This window comes from Methanocella arvoryzae MRE50 (assembly GCF_000063445.1).
Taxonomy (GTDB): Archaea; Halobacteriota; Methanocellia; order Methanocellales; family Methanocellaceae; genus Methanocella_A; species Methanocella_A arvoryzae.
Genome location: NC_009464.1, coordinates 2,088,578 through 2,106,430, shown reverse-complemented (window position 1 = coordinate 2,106,430; position 17,853 = coordinate 2,088,578). Strand labels below are relative to the sequence as shown.

The window sequence follows — 17,853 nt, the reverse complement described above, 5'->3', positions numbered from 1 at the left end:
CTTCGCCGCCACAATGCTAAAAAAATTACAGAAGGGATACCCGTACGCCTGAAGTGAAAAACGATAACGCTTTTGACTCTTTCCGGGTCATGCTGCTGGCCCTCGGCCACTTTACCGTGGACGTTTACGCGAACCTGCTGCCGCCCTTATTACCTGTATTTTACATCATGTACAGCCTGAACGACACGGCGATCAGCCTGCTGACGGCGGTCTTTTCAGTCACCTCCACGCTGATCCAGCCGGTGTTCGGGTACATCGCTGACAAGTACGGGAAGAAATGGATTGCGGCGCTGGGCGTGGCGTGGGTGAGCGTGGGCATGTGCCTCCTCGGGGAGGCGCCGGGCTACATGGCGCTCGTCATCATGGTCGGCCTGGCGGGTATCGGCTCGTCGATGTATCACCCTCAGGCGTCGGCCATGGTGCCTAAAGTGAGCGGCAACCGCAAAGGCCTGGGCATGTCCCTGTTCATGGCGGGCGGCAACATCGGCTACTCCCTGATGCCCCTCATCGCCGTCATCATCGTGGCCGTATTCGGGGTACATTCGCTGATCTGGCTGATTCCCCCCGGCGTCATCGTGGGCCTGCTGATCTACCTGTATGCGCCGAGGATGGACGTCGACAGGCAGAGCACCCTGGACCTGAGGACGCTCTTTGGGAGCTTCAGAGAGGTCAAGGGACCGCTCACTACGCTGCTCACTGTAGTATCGCTGAGGGCGTGGGTCTGCATGGGCATGATCACCTTCATCCCCATCTACTTCATGCACAGCCACTTCGAGGGATGGGCGCTGTTCGGCCACGACATCGCCGGCATCGGGTACGCCATAACTTTATTCCTCTTTATACTGGCCGACGCCGTCGGCGGCATCATCGGAGGCTGGGCGGCAGACCGCTGGGGCAACAAGAAAGTCACCGTGCCGACGCTGCTGGCCGCTGCACCGGTCTTATTCCTGGCCTTCGTCGTCCCCGACATCCTGGTCTGGCCGTTGATCGTACTGGCCGGCGGCCTGGTCTATGCCTCTATATCCCCGACGACGCTGCTGGCCCAGGAAATGCTGCCCCGAAGCCAGGGCATGGCCGGCGGACTCACATTAGGGTTCGCCAACGGCATCGGCGGCCTCCTCGTCTTAGTGACAGGCGTGATCTCCGACTACCTCGGCCGGTTCGACGCCATCCTGTCGCTGATCCTGATCCTCGTCATCGCGGGACTGATAGCGGCCATGCTGCCCGGGGACAAACTGAAAGTCGAAGCGCCCGCGCCGATGATCAAGCAGTAAAACGAATTGAAAGTTGGCCCTGTGCAGGTCGAAAATACCGCCAAGAGCGCCAAGGAGCCAAGCTCGCCAAGAGCTAATTTTTCATGGAACACCAAGAGGCCAGGCACGCTAGGGACCTTTTCGATCGGAACCATGCCGATCACTTAAAATAGTTCTTGGCGTTCCATGAAAAATCTGGGTCCGGGAGGTATTGAGAGGTCGGAGAGGTTCACGGAGTTCAGAGAGGAAACGTTCAAGCTGGGAGTTCAGGGAGTTCATGGAGATCAGAGATGAGGTTATGTGAGGTACCCGGAGGTCAGAGAGAATTAACCTAAAAAATCCTCTCCGACCTTTCCACACTCCCAATCCTTCTCTCAGACCTCTCCGCCCTCTCGAACCTCCCAGCCTGAAAATCCTCCCCGGCCTCCCGGGAACTCCCCAACCTCCAGGAGTTTATCATCGGCTTCAATAGAAAAACCAATTTTTATGAGATGAGTGCTTAGCTCTTTGGCGAGCTTGGCGGCTTTACCAGCTCAGAAACTAGGAACTGCCAGTTATTCATCACTTATGCCTGATCAAGACTCCGATCATCGCCCGACTCTTTGCAAATTAAGTATAAGGCAGCCTGGCGCCCGGAATCACGGTTTTATTGCTGGACTTCTTTAAGCTTATCCGTGATCCGCTTTAACGTCTCGGCCATTAGCAACTGCACTTCGGCGCTGGTCTCATCTGCCGCAGGATCGCTGCCTTCGATGCGCTTCAGCTCTTCGATGTTTCGGATGATGCCCTGGACCATCTCGAGCATCTCTTCCAGCGAGATCAAGCCCGCATAGTAGGCGTAGAAAAACGTGGTGCCGGACCGGACGACCTTTCTCTTGAAGGCGGCCTCCGCAGAGGCCACGTCCTGCCGGGCGTACTTCTCGTTCATGAACGGGACTAATTCGGGCAGGTTCTCCCCGATCCAGGTCATCTGGGACCGGCCCCGGTCCTTGAAATCGGAACACAGCCTGGCGATGGCCCATTCTCTGGCCGTCAGGTGGGTCAGCTTTTTCAGCGTATCGTTGACCTCGGTGTACTTCTTGCGGTCGAACTTCTGGAACCGCCAGTACTTCTCGGTCACGGGGCCAGAGCTTTCGGGCATAGATGAAGAAAGAGAGATGGGCGATAATAAACCTTGTCCTGCCGCCAGAGAGTTAGTGCCGGCTGTGGCAGTCGCTGAAGTTCAGTTAATCCCGGCCACTATTCGACAGAGGGCAGCTCTATTTCCGTGAAATCCTCAGCCACAAGAACGTTATCGAACTTCTTCCTGGCATCCTCCAGTAAAGGCGTCGTGTCTGTCGAGTACCGGGAGCTGACGTGAGTTAAGACAAGCTGTTTGACGCCCGCCCTGGCGGCTAGTTCTGCTACACCGCCGGCTGTCGAATGTAAGGTTTCCTCTGCTTTTCCGGCCATGTCGTCCCCGAAGGTGGATTCGGAGATCCAGACGTCCGCTCCCTGCAGGTGTGGGAGGAATGAAGCCGATGCGACGGTGTCGCCGGTGTATACGATGGTCCGGCCACGCCGTGGTTCGCCGACGACTTCTTCACTGGTGATGGTCCGGCCGTTGACTACGACTGACTCGCCCCGGTGCAGCTTCGAGAACAGCGGGCCTTCGGGAACGCCTAACTCCAGGGCTCTGGCCTTATTAAACCGGCCAGGCTTTTGGTCTTCTTTCAGGGCGTAGCCCAGGCTGGGGACGCTGTGGAAGGTCCTGAACGCCTCCACTGAGTAGCCTTTGAATTTGATCACGTCGCCGGGGCTGAGGCGGCGGGGAATTACCTGATAGCTCAGGCTCAGATAGCCCAGCCTGCTAAGCAGGCTGCAATATTCCTCCACATAGTCGGGGCCATATATGTTTAAAGGCTCGGTGCGGCCTTGCAGGCTCATGGTCTGGAGCAGGCCGGGGATTCCGAGGGTGTGGTCAGCGTGGAAGTGCGTCAGGAACATGTGGCCGATGTCCATGAAGCCTGACCTTGCTTTCATCATCTGGCGCTGGGTACCCTCTCCGCAGTCGAAAAGCAGCCTCTCGCCTTCCCGCTGGATCATGATGGAGGGCATTCCCCGGTTAGGGGTGGGGATCGAGCCGCCGGTGCCCAGAAAGATGATCTTTAGCATGCAGGGTTGATATCTCGCCCACATAAGATATAATGGTTATGTATTACCTCAGCGGCTGCCGGCCAGCAGTAAGGCGTATGCAGTAGAGGTGGCCACCGCCCGGCTGAACGGGTAGGTCACGGCCGCTGTTGCGGGCGGCATTTTCCCGAAAGTGGCGGGGACAAAGCTGAAGTACTGCCGGGGCCGTTCCAGCTCAGGCTCTCTCACAGCAGGCGGGGGCATGAAATCCTCGGGAGTGACGTAGTAGTCGGCGAGCACGATGTTGGCAGTAGCAGTGCCGCTCTCCAGTCGCGCGATAGCGAAGAACTCGCTGTCCCCCTTTATAGCAGTGACGTTGTAAGTGCCAGAAGGCACGTCGGTAAAAGTGTAGACGCCGACATTGTTGCCGGTGCCGTTGCTGCTGAACTGAGGGTTGTCAGGCACAAACACGTAGTCCCCGTCCATATCGTACAGCGTCACCAGCGCATCCGGTACAGCCTGCCGGTTGCCGGTGGTGATCACGCCCGTAATAGTACCTAACTGAGCCATAGCGATAGCTGGGGCTGACAGCAGTAAAAAAACGAGTACTACGGCTAGCGCTGTCCTCATATATACCAGATAAACAACTCATATATAAAAGAGCAATCCGCTGTTTATACGGCCATATAAAAGAAAACCGTTCCAAAGATTAGGCCTTATTGTACATGAGCCCGGGCAATAGTGCGCTGGTATTCAAGCATATAGAGGACTTATCCGACAATCCCCCTGTTGCCCGGCTTGCGCACATGTACCCAGGCAAAATAAGAGGTTGGGGAGTGCCCGGAGATCAGAGAGACTTTTTTCAAACTGAGAGGTCAGGGAGGTCAGGAGGTCTGAGAGGAGGAATGTGAGGAGCCAGAGAATTGGAGAGGAAAACCGGCTGTCGGGAATCGCCTGTTGAACGCCTGCATTCGCAGGCGTTCTCAAGGCGAATATCCGGCAAAGGAACTGTCCAAAAAGTTACAGGAAAGACCATACACGAAGTTTTACGATAAGATCATCTTACAGCATGCCGTTTTTACTGTACTTTGAGTACCTCGTGTACTTCGGGTACTTCGTGTAAATGGTACGAGCACTCGTACAAAACGTTCCAGTAAGGACTCGTGGATGAAAGGATATTTTCAAGGGGAGTATGAAAAATTGAAAGTTGGCCCCCATAGGTTGAAAATACCGCCAAGCCCGCCAAGAGGCCAAGAGCGCCAAGAGCTAATTTTTCATGGAACGCCAAGCCTTATTTAGCTATTCGTGACGGTCCTGATCGAAAAGCCTTTGGCGAGCCTGGCTTCCTGGCGAGCTTGGCAGCCCAATAACCATAGCCGAAATAACACATTTTTCACAATACTATAATCAGTTTTCGGTTTTTTCGAGATGTTGATCTGTTGCTAGGCGGCTGCTAATTGCGAGAAAAATAATCTGAGTATAAAAAGAGATAAAAGGGCTTACAGGTAGCCCTTCTTCTTCAGCAGTTCAGCGTTCAGCACGCTGGCGCCGGCGGCGCCGCGGATGGTGTTGTGCCCCATGCATACGTACTGGATTGAGTCTGCCTTGCCGGCCCTGATGCGGCCGACGGAGATGCTCATACCATTGCCCTGCATGCGGTCCATGCGGGGCTGGGGCCTGTCCGGCTCTTCCCGGACGATGATCGCCTTCTTCGGGGAAGTCGGCAGATCGGACAGCTTCGGGTCGAACTTGAGGAAGGCGTCCTTGACCTTTTCGGGGGTGACCTTCTTGTTGAACCTCGCCCAGATGGACATGGTATGGCCGTCGAGGACTCCGACCCGGTGGCAGGCGGCGCTCACCCAGAAGGGGGCCTCTTTGACCTGCTTGCCGTCGAAGTCGCCAAGGAGTTTCAGCGTCTCGGTTTCCATCTTGCCCTCTTCGCTACCGATGTAGGGGATCATGTTGTCGATGATGGCCATCGAGGGCACGCCCTCGTAGCCTGCGCCGCTGACCGCCTGCATCGTGGACACGTGGATGTTCTCGATGCCGAACTTCATGAGCGGCTTGAGGGTTACGACCATCATGATAGTGCTACAATTGGGGTTGGTGACTATGGCGCCGTCCCACTTGCGCTTCTTCCGCTGGACGTCGATGAGGCCCAGGTGCTCGGGGTTGACCTCCGGGATCACGAGGGGGACGTCCTTTTCCATGCGGTGCGCGCTGGCGTTAGAGCAGACCACCATGCCGGCCTTCGCGAAGTCGGCCTCGATCTTGATCGCGTCTTCCGCCGGAAGTGCCGAGAATACCAGGTCCGCGTCGACTGCCTCCGGCTTAGTCGGGACTACGGTTAACTCCCTGACTTCCTCTGGAAGATCGGTGTCCAGCCTCCATTTGGCGACCTGCTCGTAAGGCTTGCCCGCGCTCCTCTCCGAAGCGGCGAGGGCGGTGATCTCGAACCACGGGTGGCCTGCCAGCTGCTGGATAAACCGCTGGCCTACATTCCCTGTGGCCCCTAGTATTCCGACTTTGATCATATGCTCACCGACGTAATGTAATGTTACTATATATAGCTAAACTATATTAGTTCTTTTCGATCTTGATGGCCTGGGTTGGGCAGGCGTCGACGCAGGTGGCGCATTCGTTGCAGCGGGCCTCGTCTACTTTGGCGAACTCGTCGTCCATTTCGATGGCTGCTTCAGGGCAGGCATCTACGCATGTTCCGCATCCTACACAAGCTTCTTTGTCGACTTTTGCTGGCATGAAGTGTTTAGCCTCCGGTTAAATGTAGTAAAACTAAGTTGGCCATCGTACTTAAACGTTTTCTGATTGCGGCTGCCGCCACAACAAGCGTAGGGCAGGGGGAATTTCCCGGCCACAGACACGGGTAAGCATATGTAAGAAAAGAAACCACAATAACATGTTTCAAAATCATACGTCAGAGGTCGGAAAATGGACGAGCATGTCATCGAAGGCCTGGGAAGGGCCCGAATCGTAGTCAGAGACGGCAAAGTCGTAGAAGTAGGAGAGCCGCAGATCAGCTACTGCCCCATATTCGATAAGCACCGGGGCATTAAAAAGCTGGACCCAGAGACTATCAAGAAGAACATAGAGTTCCGCATCCAGGATTTCGGAATGTGCACGCCCGACAGAGTCCTGAAGATGAAGGACTTCCTCTCCTTCGGCGTATCCGAGATCGTCTGCACTGCCATGGTGAAGAAGCTGATCGACGCCGCGGTCATCGTCTGCGAAGGCACCGGCACCCTGGTGGTCACCGACCCGGAGATGGTGCAGGGCATCGGTGGCAGAGTTTCGGGCCTGGTCAGCACCACGCCCATCCCCGAGGTCATCGAGAAGGTCGGCAGGGAGAACGTCGTCGACCCGGCCACGGCGAAGATCGACCAGGCGGGGGGCGTGAAGAAGGCCATCGACATGGGCTACAAGAACATCGCGGTCTCCATCATCGACGGCACCGGCGCAAAGCAGATGAAAGAGATCGAGCAGCAGCACCCCGGCGTCAGCATCTACACCTTCGTGGTGCACACCACAGGCATGCCGGAGAGGGAGGCCGAGCTGGTCTACAGGTACGCCGACATAGCCACAGGCTGCGCCTCGAAGTTCATCCGGGAGTACGGCGCCAGATGCAACGTCTACAAGGTTGGCGACTCGATCCCGATGTTCGGCATCACTGAGAGAGGCATCCGCCTCATCGAGGAGCGCATCAGGTTCACAGGGAAGGAGATCAAGTCCAACCCGGACGCGCCCCAGCCGGATAAACTACTTTAAAGCGTTTTCTTTGCTCCCGGGCGGCGGTCACGCCGCTCCGGAGATATTCCGGGTATTTCTCCCTTCCAGCAGGTTATAGGCTGCCATCAGCAGGAAGAAGGGTATGAAGCACAGGAAAATCGCCTGCAGGCCTGTGAAGCTGCCGACGATGCCGCCGAGCACCGGCCCGGCCACCATGCCGGCCTTCTGCCCGAAGGAGAAGATGCCTGAAACCTTGCCCTTTTCCCCCTCGGTGCTGCCGACCTGGGTAAACGTGACCAAGGTCATGACGCCGGAGAACAGCCCGAGGATGACGGAGGCCAGCATGAGCAGCCAGACGTCTTTCGAGGTGCCCAGCAACAGCAGCCCTGCGGCTGAGAAGATAAAGCTGGCTACGTAGAGGCGATAATGGTTAAGCTCCAGCAGTCTTCCCCCGAAGAAGACGACCACTATATTCGCGAGGCCCCTGAGCGAGATCAGTAGTGCGGCCATGGCTATGCTGAGGCCGAGGCTGGTGATCACCATGACGGCGACGAAGGTGGAGAAGGTGATAGCGAAGGCCGTGTTGATGCATTCTGTGATCGTTGCCGACACCAGGATTCTGTCCCTCAGCAGATGACGGTAGCCGTCTACCGAGCCCTTCAGGCCTCTTTTCTTTCGGCTCGCCGGGATCATGAGTTCGCTCTTGCCGCCTAATGCCACGAGGATGGGGGCCAGCAGGAACATGCTTGCCGTGACGAAGTAGCCGGCGAAGCTGACGGCGACCGCCAGAGCGCCTCCGATGAGGGATCCAAGGAACTGGGCGCCCACCGTCATCGAGCCTTTGTACCATCCGCCCTTGCCGGCCCCGATGGTGTTCATGTGCTGGAAGAACGACGCGTTCAGCGAGGTGGTCCGGATCGACCGGGCCATGCCGTAGAAGATCATCATGACGATGAGCGCCCATGGCGTCCATGCCAGCGCCAGCAGGATTGTGATGGCCCCGCCCACAGCGCAGCTGGCGAGGTACATTTTTCTGGAGCCGAAGTAGTCGATGAGGAGGCCGGCAGGCAGGACAAGCAGCAGGTCCCCGACGCCTGAGAGCCCGCGCACCAGGCCTATTTCAAATGAGCTGGCGCCGAGCGATAGCGCGAAGACGGGGATGATGAAGTTGACCATGCCCACCCATGTGCCTGTGCATACGTTGATGAGCATGAATCTCATGATCAGATCGTTGCTCTTGTATAGCTGCTGAAGGTTGCTGCGAAGCTGCAGTCGTTCGAGGGGACGCATCATTACACCAGTTGTAACATACTGCCGATGAGTACACAGGCGCCTATGGCACATAGAGCGGCATTATGGGGCTGCTAAACTTTTACGACACGTCATTCAAATAGCTGCTGCATACCCAGATGAAACTATGGGGTACGGGCACCAGAATTTTATACCTCGCGGTACACTTCACAATTGTGACAGTGATGGGACTGTACGGCGTGGGAGTAGTTCATGCTTAAGAGTCATGGCGTCGTAGTACAATGACTGCAGAGGAGAGAGCGTATGGATAGTAGTGTCAGGAAGAAGGCCGAGCTTATCGAGGCGGGGGGCACCACAGTAGACGACAGTTTCCTGCCGTACCAGAGCAGGTCTACCGCGGGCCCGGGCGCCGGCCTGGAGTCAGTATTCGTCAACATTGACGGGCACAGGGTGAGGCTGGGAGTCCGCCAGGCGTCGAAGTTCAGCGCCACCCTGAAGGACGGCATGGTCACGATCTACGCCGGCGGGGAAGAGTTCGCCCACGGCAGGCTGGAGCACGCCATATCCCACTGCCCTGAGCAGGTGTACGTGACCGTCAGCGAACGGTGCGCCTTCGACTGCAAGTTCTGCCCGGTCCCGAAACTGCAGGGGAAAATCAAGTCGGACGAAGAAGTCCTGGAGCTGGTCAGGCAGGGCCTGAAAAGTCCCGACCTCAGAGCTATTACCATCACGTCGGGCGTGTGGACGACGCCGGAGGAGGAGGCGGGCAGGATTGCCCGGATCGTCAGGCTGATCAAAAAAGAGCTGGCCGGCAGGGACATCCCCATCGGCGTCTCCATCTACGCTACCGACAATTCGTCGGAACTGCTGAAAGAGGCGGGCGCCGTCGAAGTCAAGTATAACATAGAGACGGTGGACAGGGAACTGTTTGAGAAGGTCTGCCCCGGACTGTCTTTCGACTACATCGTGCAGGCCCTGGAACATGCAGTAGAGGTGTTCGGCCGTAACCACGTGGCTTCCAACATCCTGATCGGGATGGGCGAGTCCGATGAGACCGTAATAGAGGGCATGGAGATGCTCGCGAGTAAGGGCGTCATCCCGATCCTCAGGAAGACGAATCCGCACCCCCTTCGCGCAGGGGATATCAAGGTCGAGCCTGTGAGCGCTGACAGGCTGCTGAAGCTCGCCGGGGAGCAGCGCCGAATCCTGGAGAAGCACGGGCTTGACCCGACCAGGGCCCTGACAGGCTGCGTGCCGTGCACGGGCTGCGACATTACTCCACGGATAGACCTGTGAATCCTGCCACCATGCCCGTGATAAATAGGAAACACGGGCGGAGCACGCCTTATCGCGGCCACAGTTTTGCTGTCTGGCCGCGGAATCCGCAGCCACGTGAGGAGGGTGCCCGGTGAAACCGCCGGCGGCGGCGGGAAGTCCTGTCTGGCGCCCGGGAAAGGTATATCTGGCCGCTTTTATCCTGAACTGGTTAAAGATGGTAATAAAACGGAGGAATGGTGTTAAGATGAACCTGTTCAGGATCGAGCCTGACGCGCCGGATGAGTATGAGGAAAGTATGGAAAAACTGTGGACCTACGGGGAGTACGTGGCCGACATGGTACAGCTACCCCAGTACCGCAGGTTATTCATCCGTCTGTCCCGGATGATGCGGATCACCGGGACTATCGGGGGCAACTGGAGATCCATGTACAGGGAGCACGCGCTCGCCGAGCTGGCAGAAGTGATGGCCAGCCTGCACGAGATGGAGGCGGAAGCCGAGCGCATCCAGGACACCATGCTCCGGGAGCATGTCTTCGACTGGATCGACAGCATCGCCTGCATGCGCAGGTCGATCGCCGAGGAGATCCGGTGGGACCTGGAGGCTGCGAAAGCCGGCACAGTACCGATGGAGAGCTAAGACAGGAAAAACAGGGATACGATGGCACACACTAACGCAACAGATGTCTACGATGAAAGCTACGACTATGACGAGGAACTCATGGAGCCCGCCACCCGGATCAGTCCGGCAGAGTTCGCAGTAGCTATCCGATTATACAGCGACGCGGAATACAGCCAGAACCACGATGCCTCCTGGTTCCGCAGAATGCTCAGGCTGCACAGCGAGCAGGTACTCGTTGCCTGCTATGGGAGCCTGAACTGAACTAAACTATACAGATCAGTTTTGCCGCCTGTCCGTGACGGCCGCCAGAGTCGCCCTATATATCGATGACTCTGGCGTTTTCCACTTCATACTGTACTAGTTTATCGAACTCGAACTGCTCGTTCTCCATCCTCACTACCTCTTCCAGCCGGCCGTGAATCGACGGGTATTTCGGCACAGCCATACAGCCTCCGGCCTTACGGATAGAGATGTCGTAGGTGCCGATCTTTTTGGCGATGGTCATGATCTCCTCCTTGTCGAGGCCGATGAGCGGATGATAAATGGGAAAGTCGACGTCGTAGGCTTCGGCCATCATGTTCTCGGAAGTCTGGGAGGCGACCTGGCCCAGGGACGAGCCGGTAATGATGCCGTGGGCGCCCTCTTTTTCTGCAATGGCCCTGGCCACTTTGTACATGAGGTGCTTGCAGAAGACGCAGGTGTACTTTTTGTTGCCTTTCTGCAGGAACTCCCGAAGGGGCTGGCCGTGTGGGGCGATATACATCTTCATCTCCCGGCCCGGCGCCCACTCGTGGAGCTTGCGGACGATGTCGATAGTCTTAGCCTTAGCGTCTTCGCCCAGGTAGGGGGTGTTATCCATGTACAGGGGAATGATTTCGCAGCCCCGCTTCATCATGAGCCACGCGGCCACTGGGGAGTCGATGCCGCCTGAGATCAGCGCCACCATCTTGCCCTGGCTGCCGATGGGCATGCCGCCAACCCCCTTGACCATTTCGGTGAAGATGTAGGAGGCGGTGTCCCTGATCTCCACGTGGATGGCGTGGTCGGGATTTTTCAGGTTGACCTTAGGGTGCCGGTCGATCACGGCGTTGAAGACCGCGTCGCCGCACATGCGGCCGATGTCCTGAGAGGTGAAGCCCTTCTCCACTCCGCCCGAGCGGCGGGCCATGATGCCGAAGGACTGGCCTTCCCGGATGACCTCTCTGCCTACTTCCGCTGCCACGGCGCAGGCTTCTGCGATAGTAGGCCCGGTGGTTATGGCGGGGCTGCACGAGACTACTCCGAACACTTTAGCGACAGACTGCGGAGCCTTAGTGTCCTTTGTCTTCACGAAGATCCGGCCGCGCTCCTTGATAATTGCCTCGTACTCGATGTGATCCTGGTCGAGCATGGCCTTGAGGTTCTGGATGAGGAGGTCTTCGAACTTCCTCCTGATCTGCTCGCTCTTGATGGCGATTTCGCCGTACCTGACGATAGTGATATCCGAATCCACGATTGATACTCCCTGCGTGCGCCCCTGCTACAGCTGTCACAGGAGACCTGTTTCTGTACCTGATAAGGATCTTCTGGCGTATAATTTCAACGCATCATAGTTTCAGTCCGTTTACACCAAAGACATATATACTGAAATACCCTCTTTCCCGGCGGAAGCAGAAAGGCTCTGATTAAGAAGAGAAAAGAAAAGGGGCGCGAGGCGCCCCGTGTTATTTATGGCTAGTCAGTTTAGCTGATCACGATGTTCAGCGTGAAAGTCTTGTCTGAGTCTGTGGCAGGCTCCCATGCGCGCTTGTAGACGCCGCTGAAGGTCTGGTTGCCGTCACCCGTAGCGGTGATCTGGAAGGTGTGGTTGCCGCCGACGCCGACCATGCCCGGAGCTGCTTCGCCGTGGACATGGCCAAGGTCCTTAACAGTCAGCCCGTCGGTAGAGTTCACGATCCACATGTATCCGGTGGAGGGGTTCTCGGCAAGCTGGACAGCGATGCTGTCGCCCTTAGCCACAGTGACAATCTGGTTGTCGTTCGCCTCAGTGTAGGTCGTCATGTTCATATCGCCGATAGCCGGGATAATGTGGAGAGTGTAGGTGGTCTCGTTGCCGAGCACGGGGTCCGCCGACCTCTTCTCGATGGCGCTGAAGGTCTGGGCGTCGCTACCGGTCATCTTGAGCACCCAGGTGTGGATGCCGCCGGCGCCGATTAAGCCGCTCTCGTTGGCCGCGAAGGTGTCGTTAACGAGCTCGAGGCCGGGAGTAAGGGTCCAGTTCCAGGTGTAGCCAGTGGAGGGGTTCTCGCTCAGGCTGACGCTGAAGGTCGCCCCTGTCTCGACCTGTACTGTATGGTCATTGTATGCCTCGTCGAAAGCTGCTGCCGGCACCGTGCCGTCGCCCGGGACGTCAGTCGGAGTGGGCGTCGGCGTCGCGGTGGGCGCTGGAGTGGCTGTCGGAGTCGTACATCCCGCAACGATTGCGGTGATAGCGATTAGAGAGATTGCAATCGCAAAAAGTGTCTTATGGTTCAAACTCTCACCGTATGAATATCTGCATCAAGTATATTTAGCTATTGTTTAAACTACAGGTAAAATTGCAGTTATATAATTATAATACCATTTTCGAAACGGGGCTGAAAATATTTAGAGAAAAGGGCATGTGTCAGGTGATCTTACAATAAATGAGGGGCACCGCCCGGTGCCCGCTCAATCTTTGAACACGTCATCCATGGAATAAATGCCGGGTTCCCGGGAGACGATCCATCTCGCAGCCTTGACCGCGCCGGAGGCGAGGGCCTGCCGGGAGTGAAGCTGGTGCTTAATCTCAATCCGCTCGCCGTCGCATGCGAATAAGGCAGTGTGATCGCCGACGATGTCTCCGCCCCTTACCGCGTGGATGCCGATCTCGCCGGCAGTCCTCGGGGCCGTGCCCTCACGGCCGTAGACGTACTCAGGCTTCTCCGCTAACGCAGAGGAGATCACGTCTGCCGCCTTTAACGCGGTACCGCTGGGAGCATCCTTCTTCTTGTTGTGGTGGGCCTCGATAATCTCTATGTCACAGTCGCCGAGGTTCTTCGCCGCCTCCCTCAACAGTTTAAGGAAGACCTGGACGCCGAAGGAGTAGTTGGGTGATATGATAGCCCGGATTTTGCCCGCCTCAATGGCATTCTTCATCTCGGCGTTCTGGGCTTCGTCGAAGCCCGTGGTGCCGACGACGACGCTGACGCCGTTGGCCGCGGCCGCCTTGACGTTGTTCACGCAGGCCGCCGCGACTGTGAAGTCGATGAGGACGTCGGGCTTCGTGGCCTTCAGCACCCTGTCTATGTCGGAGACGCTGGAGACAGTGATATTGCCGATCTTCTTGCCGGCGACGAGGTCGAAGCCGGCGACGATCTCCATGTCGGGCTGGGCGAGCGCCGCGTCGGAGATCATCGTACCCATCCGGCCGTTGATGCCGGTGATTGCTACTTTGATGACCATGGGAATTCAGCTCGCCGGGTTATTTCCTCGCTGTCTTTTTGACAGGGGCCGCCTTCGGGGCGACTTTACCGCCGAGCTTTACGCCGTAAGCCTCGAGAAGTCCCCTCAGCTTCTTCTGGTTCTCGGGAGCCATCTCGGTCAACGGCAGCCTCAGCGAGCCTGCGGCGATGCCCATCATGTTGGCCGCTGCCTTGACGGGTATCGGGTTGGTCTCGATGAACATGGCCTTCATGATCGGGGCGATCTTGTAGTACATGTCGATGGCCTTGTCGTGGTTGCCCTCTTCGTAGTACCTGACGATGGTGCACATTTCCTTCGGCATGATGTTGGCGAGGACTGATACCACGCCTTTGCCGCCCATGGCCATGATGGGGAGAGTGAGGTTGTCGTCGCCCGACAATACGGTGAACTTCTTCCGGTAGTCCCGGGTGAGCTCGATGATCTTCTCCACCTGCTCCATGTTACCGCTGGCTTCCTTGACCCCGACGATGAACTCGTCCTTCGCGAGTTCCGCAATCGTCTCGGGGAGCATGTTGGTGCCTGTCCTTCCGGGCACGTTGTATAGGATGATCGGCATCTCGGCTTTCGCCGCGATAGTCCGGTAGTGGAGGATCTGCCCGGCCGGCATGGGCTTGTTATAATAAGGAGTGATCAGCATAGCAGCGGCAGCCCCGGCCTCTTTCGCGTACTGGGTCAGCTCCAGCGCTTCCTGGGTATTGTTTGACCCGGACCCGCCGATGACCGGTACTTTCCGCTTGTTCCTGTCGACCTGGTCGACGGCGATCTCGAGCAGCTTCTTCTGTTCCTCGAACCTCAAAGTAGCCGCTTCGCCCGTGCACCCGCAGGGCACGATGCCGTCGACACCGCCCTCTATGACGTAGTCGATATTCCGGCGGAAACCGTCTTCGTCGATCTCGCCGTTCTTCTTAAAAGGAGTAATGAGGGCAGGATAAACGCCCTTGAGCGTCTTGAGCTTCATTACTTCTTCCTGCCTTTGGATGCCATTTTTCTGGTCACGTAGCCAGCGATGCGGTTCCTGACTTCCTTGGTCTGGACGGACGCAAGCTGCTCGACCTTTGCCTTGTTAGCCGTGAAGTCAGAACCGAACTCGTTCGGGTACTGCCTCAGCAGGGCATCGGTGGTGCTCTTGATGTAAGTCTGCCTGATACTTCCCATGGTCTACCTCCTTTTGCGCTTTAACACGGCCGGCTCAGTCCGGCACGGTCGTCGCACGTAGATAGTCGTACTAAATATCTATACGACACCTATTATACATTGCGATTGTCGGCCGGGGTCGTGCGACAATCCTTAAACCTTAATGGTACAAATAATTTTTCTATCCATTTTACTATCTGGATGGCAGGCCGGGCTTCGCACGGCGAAAAAACGGGGCAAAGCCCCGGAAAAATCGCATTTTCCGGCTACTTGAAAGCCGGGCGCTGGCTGAGCAGCTTGGGCAGCGCCAGCGGCCGGTAAGGCCTGCCTGCACAGTGCCTCCTGACCTCCTGCGCCAGCTCTTCCCGGGTCATGGTCACCCGCTTGCCGGTTTCCCGGATACTGACGGAGAGCACGCCGGATTCCGCCTCCCGGTCTCCCACCACGGCAACGTAGGGGATCCACTCGGTGCTGGCTTTGGCGATCTTCTTCGCGAGGGTCTCGTCGCTGTCATCCACGTCGTACCGGACGCCGTCGATATCCAGGTATCTGCAGTACTCCAGCTGTTTCTCGGACACCGGGATGATCCTCACCTGGGTGGGCGAAAGCCAGACCGGCAGGGTGGGCTGCTCTTTCTTCAGCGCCTCCTCGAGGAGGGAGTAGTACCACCGCTCGATGCTGCCGATGCTGGAGTGGCAGATAATACAGCCTTTCTTTTTGCCGTCCCGGTCAGTATAGTCGATGCCGTACACCTGAGCGTCCTTGACGTCCAGCTGCACTGTGGAGAGCTGAATGCATCCCCGGGTCGAGTCCACGCCCTGGAATTCGTTCTTGACAGCCCAGTAGTGCTTGGCCTCAGACAGGACTTCGATGAAGGCCGGCTGGTTAGAGTATTTCACCAGGTCCACGATTCTGGACCGGTTCTCGTTATAAAAGGACTCCACGATGCGGAAGACAATCGCGTACTCTACGCCGGAGGCGTCCGCCAGGTCAGAATAGTTACGGTAGAGTTCCTGGTACTCCGTCCAGCCCTCTTCCATGTCCCGGCAGAAGCAGTGAATGTCGGGCATGTGGAAAGCCCTCAGCCTCTTCAGGCCGGACAGTTCGCCGCTCCGCTCGTACCTGAAGCTCTTGCTGAACTCGTACATCCGCAAGGGCAGGTTCCGGTAGCTGATGGTGGCGTCCTTCATGATCTTGAAGAGCCCGAAGTCGCCTGCAAACCGCAGGATGAACTCCCGGTCGGAGTCAGGCGGCCTGACCGAGTAGTGGCGCTCATGGAAGGTGCCCGCCTGCTCCCGGATTTGGGGGTCGTCCCACGCGTAGAGCAACGGGGAGTCGATCTGCAGGGCCTTGAACCTGTTCACCGCGATCTCGTTCGCCCAGTCGTGCAACAGTTGAAAGATCAGGTACCCCTTGGGATAAAACCGGAAATTGCCCGAGTCCGAGGAAGGCTCGTAGCCGACCAGCTCGTGCTGCTGCATGATCTTGACCGAAGGGGGCTCTATTCCGGGAGGCCTCTTCAGCTCCTCCGAAACCACGTAGGCCTCGAGCGGCTTACATTCCGCTTTCGCGAGCGCGGCCATGACTTCGTCCTCCTTCGAAAGGTCCACGGGCAGCTCAGTCCCGTCGGGCAGAAGGATGATCCGCCTGCTCTGAATGTTCTTCACGACTTCTTCCCTGTTTTTGAGCTCCATCAAGATCAAGTGCCTCCGAAAAGCTGAGCAGCGAGGGCTTCGGCGTCCTCACTGGCCATTAGTAGTAGTAGTGGTGGTAGTGGTAGTTGTAGTAGGGATAAAATTACTGGTATAAGGGCATATTAGTACGATTGTCGTAGGTACCACCATTACTACTATAAGCCCGCTGTATAAAAATATTACCGTGATAAGCGGTTAAGGTTTAACGCCCAGCACTGCGGGGTTAACGATATTCCGGGGCTTCCCCGACAGATAAAGCGCCACGTTTTCCGCAGCAATGGCGATGCTCTGCTCCTTCGCCTCCCGGGTATTGTATGCTATGTGAGGCGTAAGAAGCGTATTACTCATGGCTAACAACGGGCTGTCCGGAGGCAGAGGCTCCTGATCGAATACATCAAGGCATGCCCCGGCGATCCTGCCCTCGTCAAGAGCCCGAAGGAGTGCAGCCTGATCAACGACAGGCCCTCTTGCGGTATTGATGATGACCGCCCCGGGCTTCATCAGCCGGAACGATTCCTCATCGATCAGGCCACGGGTATCAGATGTCAGCGGCAGGTGTACAGTAATGAAGTCACTCTCAGCACAGAGCCGATCAAGGCCAACGTACCTGAGCTTCTCAGCCACCGCAGGATTACGGCGAACGTCGTAGGCGATAACATCCATACCAAAACAGCGGGCGATCTCAGCCACACGCAAGCCAATCTGCCCGGTGCCAATGATCCCCATCGTTTTGCCCCTGAGCTCCCGGCCCTCGAAAGCAGTACAATCGAACTTCTCCTCCCGTATCCAGAAATCGGCTTCGCTGATCCGTCTGATAAAGGAGAGAAGCATCGCGAAGACATGCTCTGCAACCGCTTCGTTCGAATAGCCCGGAGCATTGGCAACAGCAACTCCTTTCAGGGTCGCCGCGTCCAGGTCAACGTCGTCGTAACCAGTCCGGGTCAGAGCGACCAGCTTAAGAGTACTTGAATCAAAAGACCGGGCAGGCAGCTTAAAGTGACTGACCACAGCAACGTCTGCTTCGGCAATCCGACAGAGATATTCTTCCATCGACAAAGGCGGACCCCGGTATACCTTTAAATCCCCGATTTTACCGAAATGGTGCTCGTAAAGCTCGTGCTTCGAAACAGCATCCGCGATGACAATGAAAACCATATTGCGAAACAGTTGATTGATAGAGAGATAGCACTTTGTCTGTTAAATAACGGGTGATAGGATATGAAATAGCTGAAGCTATGAGATTATTATTGTAGTGATAAGAAGGTTGTTTTGGTTATTGTTGGTG

The 17,853-nt window shown here is 56.9% G+C and carries 18 protein-coding genes; 5 read left to right on the top strand and 13 right to left on the bottom strand.

The window, feature by feature from the left end; translation table 11 throughout:
• Window positions 1–53: 53 nt before the first annotated feature.
• The gene (locus RCI_RS10485) at window positions 54–1,274 is read left to right on the top strand and encodes an MFS transporter (RefSeq protein ID WP_012036407.1); all 1,221 of its coding nucleotides are present in this window, start codon (window positions 54–56) and stop codon (window positions 1,272–1,274) included.
• A 625-nt stretch (window positions 1,275–1,899) separates the two neighbouring features.
• Here RCI_RS10485 and RCI_RS10480 read toward each other — a convergent pair.
• The 5 genes from RCI_RS10480 to RCI_RS10460 all read right to left on the bottom strand — a co-directional run bounded on the left by RCI_RS10480 (window position 1,900) and on the right by RCI_RS10460 (window position 6,125).
• On the bottom strand, window positions 1,900–2,394 hold the full coding sequence (locus RCI_RS10480; RefSeq protein WP_012036405.1) for a DUF5806 family protein: 495 nt from the start codon (window positions 2,392–2,394) through the stop codon (window positions 1,900–1,902).
• 98 nt (window positions 2,395–2,492) lie between these two features.
• A complete protein-coding gene (locus RCI_RS10475; protein ID WP_012036404.1) occupies window positions 2,493–3,407 on the bottom strand; it encodes a ribonuclease Z in 915 nt (304 codons plus the stop codon).
• 48 nt (window positions 3,408–3,455) lie between these two features.
• A complete protein-coding gene (locus RCI_RS10470; protein WP_052309957.1) occupies window positions 3,456–3,935 on the bottom strand; it encodes a carboxypeptidase-like regulatory domain-containing protein in 480 nt (159 codons plus the stop codon).
• Between the two features lie 929 nt (window positions 3,936–4,864).
• Entirely contained in the window at window positions 4,865–5,899 is a 1,035-nt protein-coding gene (gene asd / locus RCI_RS10465; RefSeq protein ID WP_012036400.1) for an aspartate-semialdehyde dehydrogenase, read from the bottom strand.
• 46 nt (window positions 5,900–5,945) lie between these two features.
• Window positions 5,946–6,125: a 4Fe-4S binding protein gene (locus tag RCI_RS10460; RefSeq protein ID WP_048198456.1), complete on the bottom strand. Its 180-nt coding sequence runs from the start codon at window positions 6,123–6,125 to the stop codon at window positions 5,946–5,948.
• Window positions 6,126–6,314: 189 nt separating this feature from the next.
• On the opposite strand from RCI_RS10460, the gene RCI_RS10455 reads away from it, so the two are divergent.
• Window positions 6,315–7,148 (top strand): methanogenesis marker 8 protein, encoded by an 834-nt coding sequence (locus RCI_RS10455; protein WP_012036399.1) that lies wholly within the window; start codon window positions 6,315–6,317, stop codon window positions 7,146–7,148.
• 27 nt (window positions 7,149–7,175) lie between these two features.
• On the opposite strand, the gene RCI_RS10450 is transcribed toward RCI_RS10455, so the two are convergent.
• On the bottom strand, window positions 7,176–8,402 hold the full coding sequence (locus RCI_RS10450) for an MFS transporter (protein WP_197535219.1): 1,227 nt from the start codon (window positions 8,400–8,402) through the stop codon (window positions 7,176–7,178).
• Between the two features lie 261 nt (window positions 8,403–8,663).
• Here RCI_RS10450 and RCI_RS10445 point away from each other — a divergent pair, with 261 nt between their 5' ends.
• The 3 genes from RCI_RS10445 to RCI_RS10435 all read left to right on the top strand — a co-directional run bounded on the left by RCI_RS10445 (window position 8,664) and on the right by RCI_RS10435 (window position 10,518).
• On the top strand, window positions 8,664–9,656 hold the full coding sequence (locus tag RCI_RS10445) for a radical SAM protein (protein ID WP_012036397.1): 993 nt from the start codon (window positions 8,664–8,666) through the stop codon (window positions 9,654–9,656).
• A 196-nt stretch (window positions 9,657–9,852) separates the two neighbouring features.
• Complete coding sequence (locus RCI_RS10440; RefSeq protein WP_148266595.1) at window positions 9,853–10,275, top strand: hypothetical protein; 423 nt, start codon at window positions 9,853–9,855, stop codon at window positions 10,273–10,275.
• 21 nt (window positions 10,276–10,296) lie between these two features.
• Window positions 10,297–10,518 (top strand): hypothetical protein, encoded by a 222-nt coding sequence (locus RCI_RS10435; RefSeq protein ID WP_012036395.1) that lies wholly within the window; start codon window positions 10,297–10,299, stop codon window positions 10,516–10,518.
• A 55-nt stretch (window positions 10,519–10,573) separates the two neighbouring features.
• On the opposite strand, the gene thiI is transcribed toward RCI_RS10435, so the two are convergent.
• From thiI to RCI_RS10395, 7 genes are all read right to left on the bottom strand, one after another.
• Window positions 10,574–11,749: a tRNA uracil 4-sulfurtransferase ThiI gene (gene thiI / locus RCI_RS10430; RefSeq protein WP_012036394.1), complete on the bottom strand. Its 1,176-nt coding sequence runs from the start codon at window positions 11,747–11,749 to the stop codon at window positions 10,574–10,576.
• 230 nt (window positions 11,750–11,979) lie between these two features.
• Window positions 11,980–12,771 (bottom strand): protease inhibitor I42 family protein, encoded by a 792-nt coding sequence (locus RCI_RS15880; protein ID WP_012036393.1) that lies wholly within the window; start codon window positions 12,769–12,771, stop codon window positions 11,980–11,982.
• Between the two features lie 174 nt (window positions 12,772–12,945).
• Window positions 12,946–13,719 carry a 4-hydroxy-tetrahydrodipicolinate reductase gene (gene dapB / locus RCI_RS10415; protein ID WP_012036392.1) on the bottom strand — a complete coding sequence of 258 codons (774 nt, stop codon included), beginning with the start codon at window positions 13,717–13,719 and terminating at the stop codon, window positions 12,946–12,948.
• 19 nt (window positions 13,720–13,738) lie between these two features.
• A complete protein-coding gene (dapA, locus tag RCI_RS10410; RefSeq protein ID WP_012036391.1) occupies window positions 13,739–14,698 on the bottom strand; it encodes a 4-hydroxy-tetrahydrodipicolinate synthase in 960 nt (319 codons plus the stop codon).
• Window positions 14,698–14,895 (bottom strand): 30S ribosomal protein S17e, encoded by a 198-nt coding sequence (locus RCI_RS10405; protein WP_012036390.1) that lies wholly within the window; start codon window positions 14,893–14,895, stop codon window positions 14,698–14,700. Before RCI_RS10405 ends, dapA begins: the two co-directional genes overlap by 1 nt.
• Before the next feature lie 245 nt (window positions 14,896–15,140).
• Window positions 15,141–16,568, bottom strand: a complete 1,428-nt coding sequence (locus tag RCI_RS10400; protein ID WP_231844991.1) for an aminoacyl--tRNA ligase-related protein — start codon at window positions 16,566–16,568, stop codon at window positions 15,141–15,143.
• A 195-nt stretch (window positions 16,569–16,763) separates the two neighbouring features.
• Complete coding sequence (locus RCI_RS10395) at window positions 16,764–17,723, bottom strand: 2-hydroxyacid dehydrogenase (RefSeq protein ID WP_012036389.1); 960 nt, start codon at window positions 17,721–17,723, stop codon at window positions 16,764–16,766.
• Window positions 17,724–17,853: the final 130 nt, after the last annotated feature.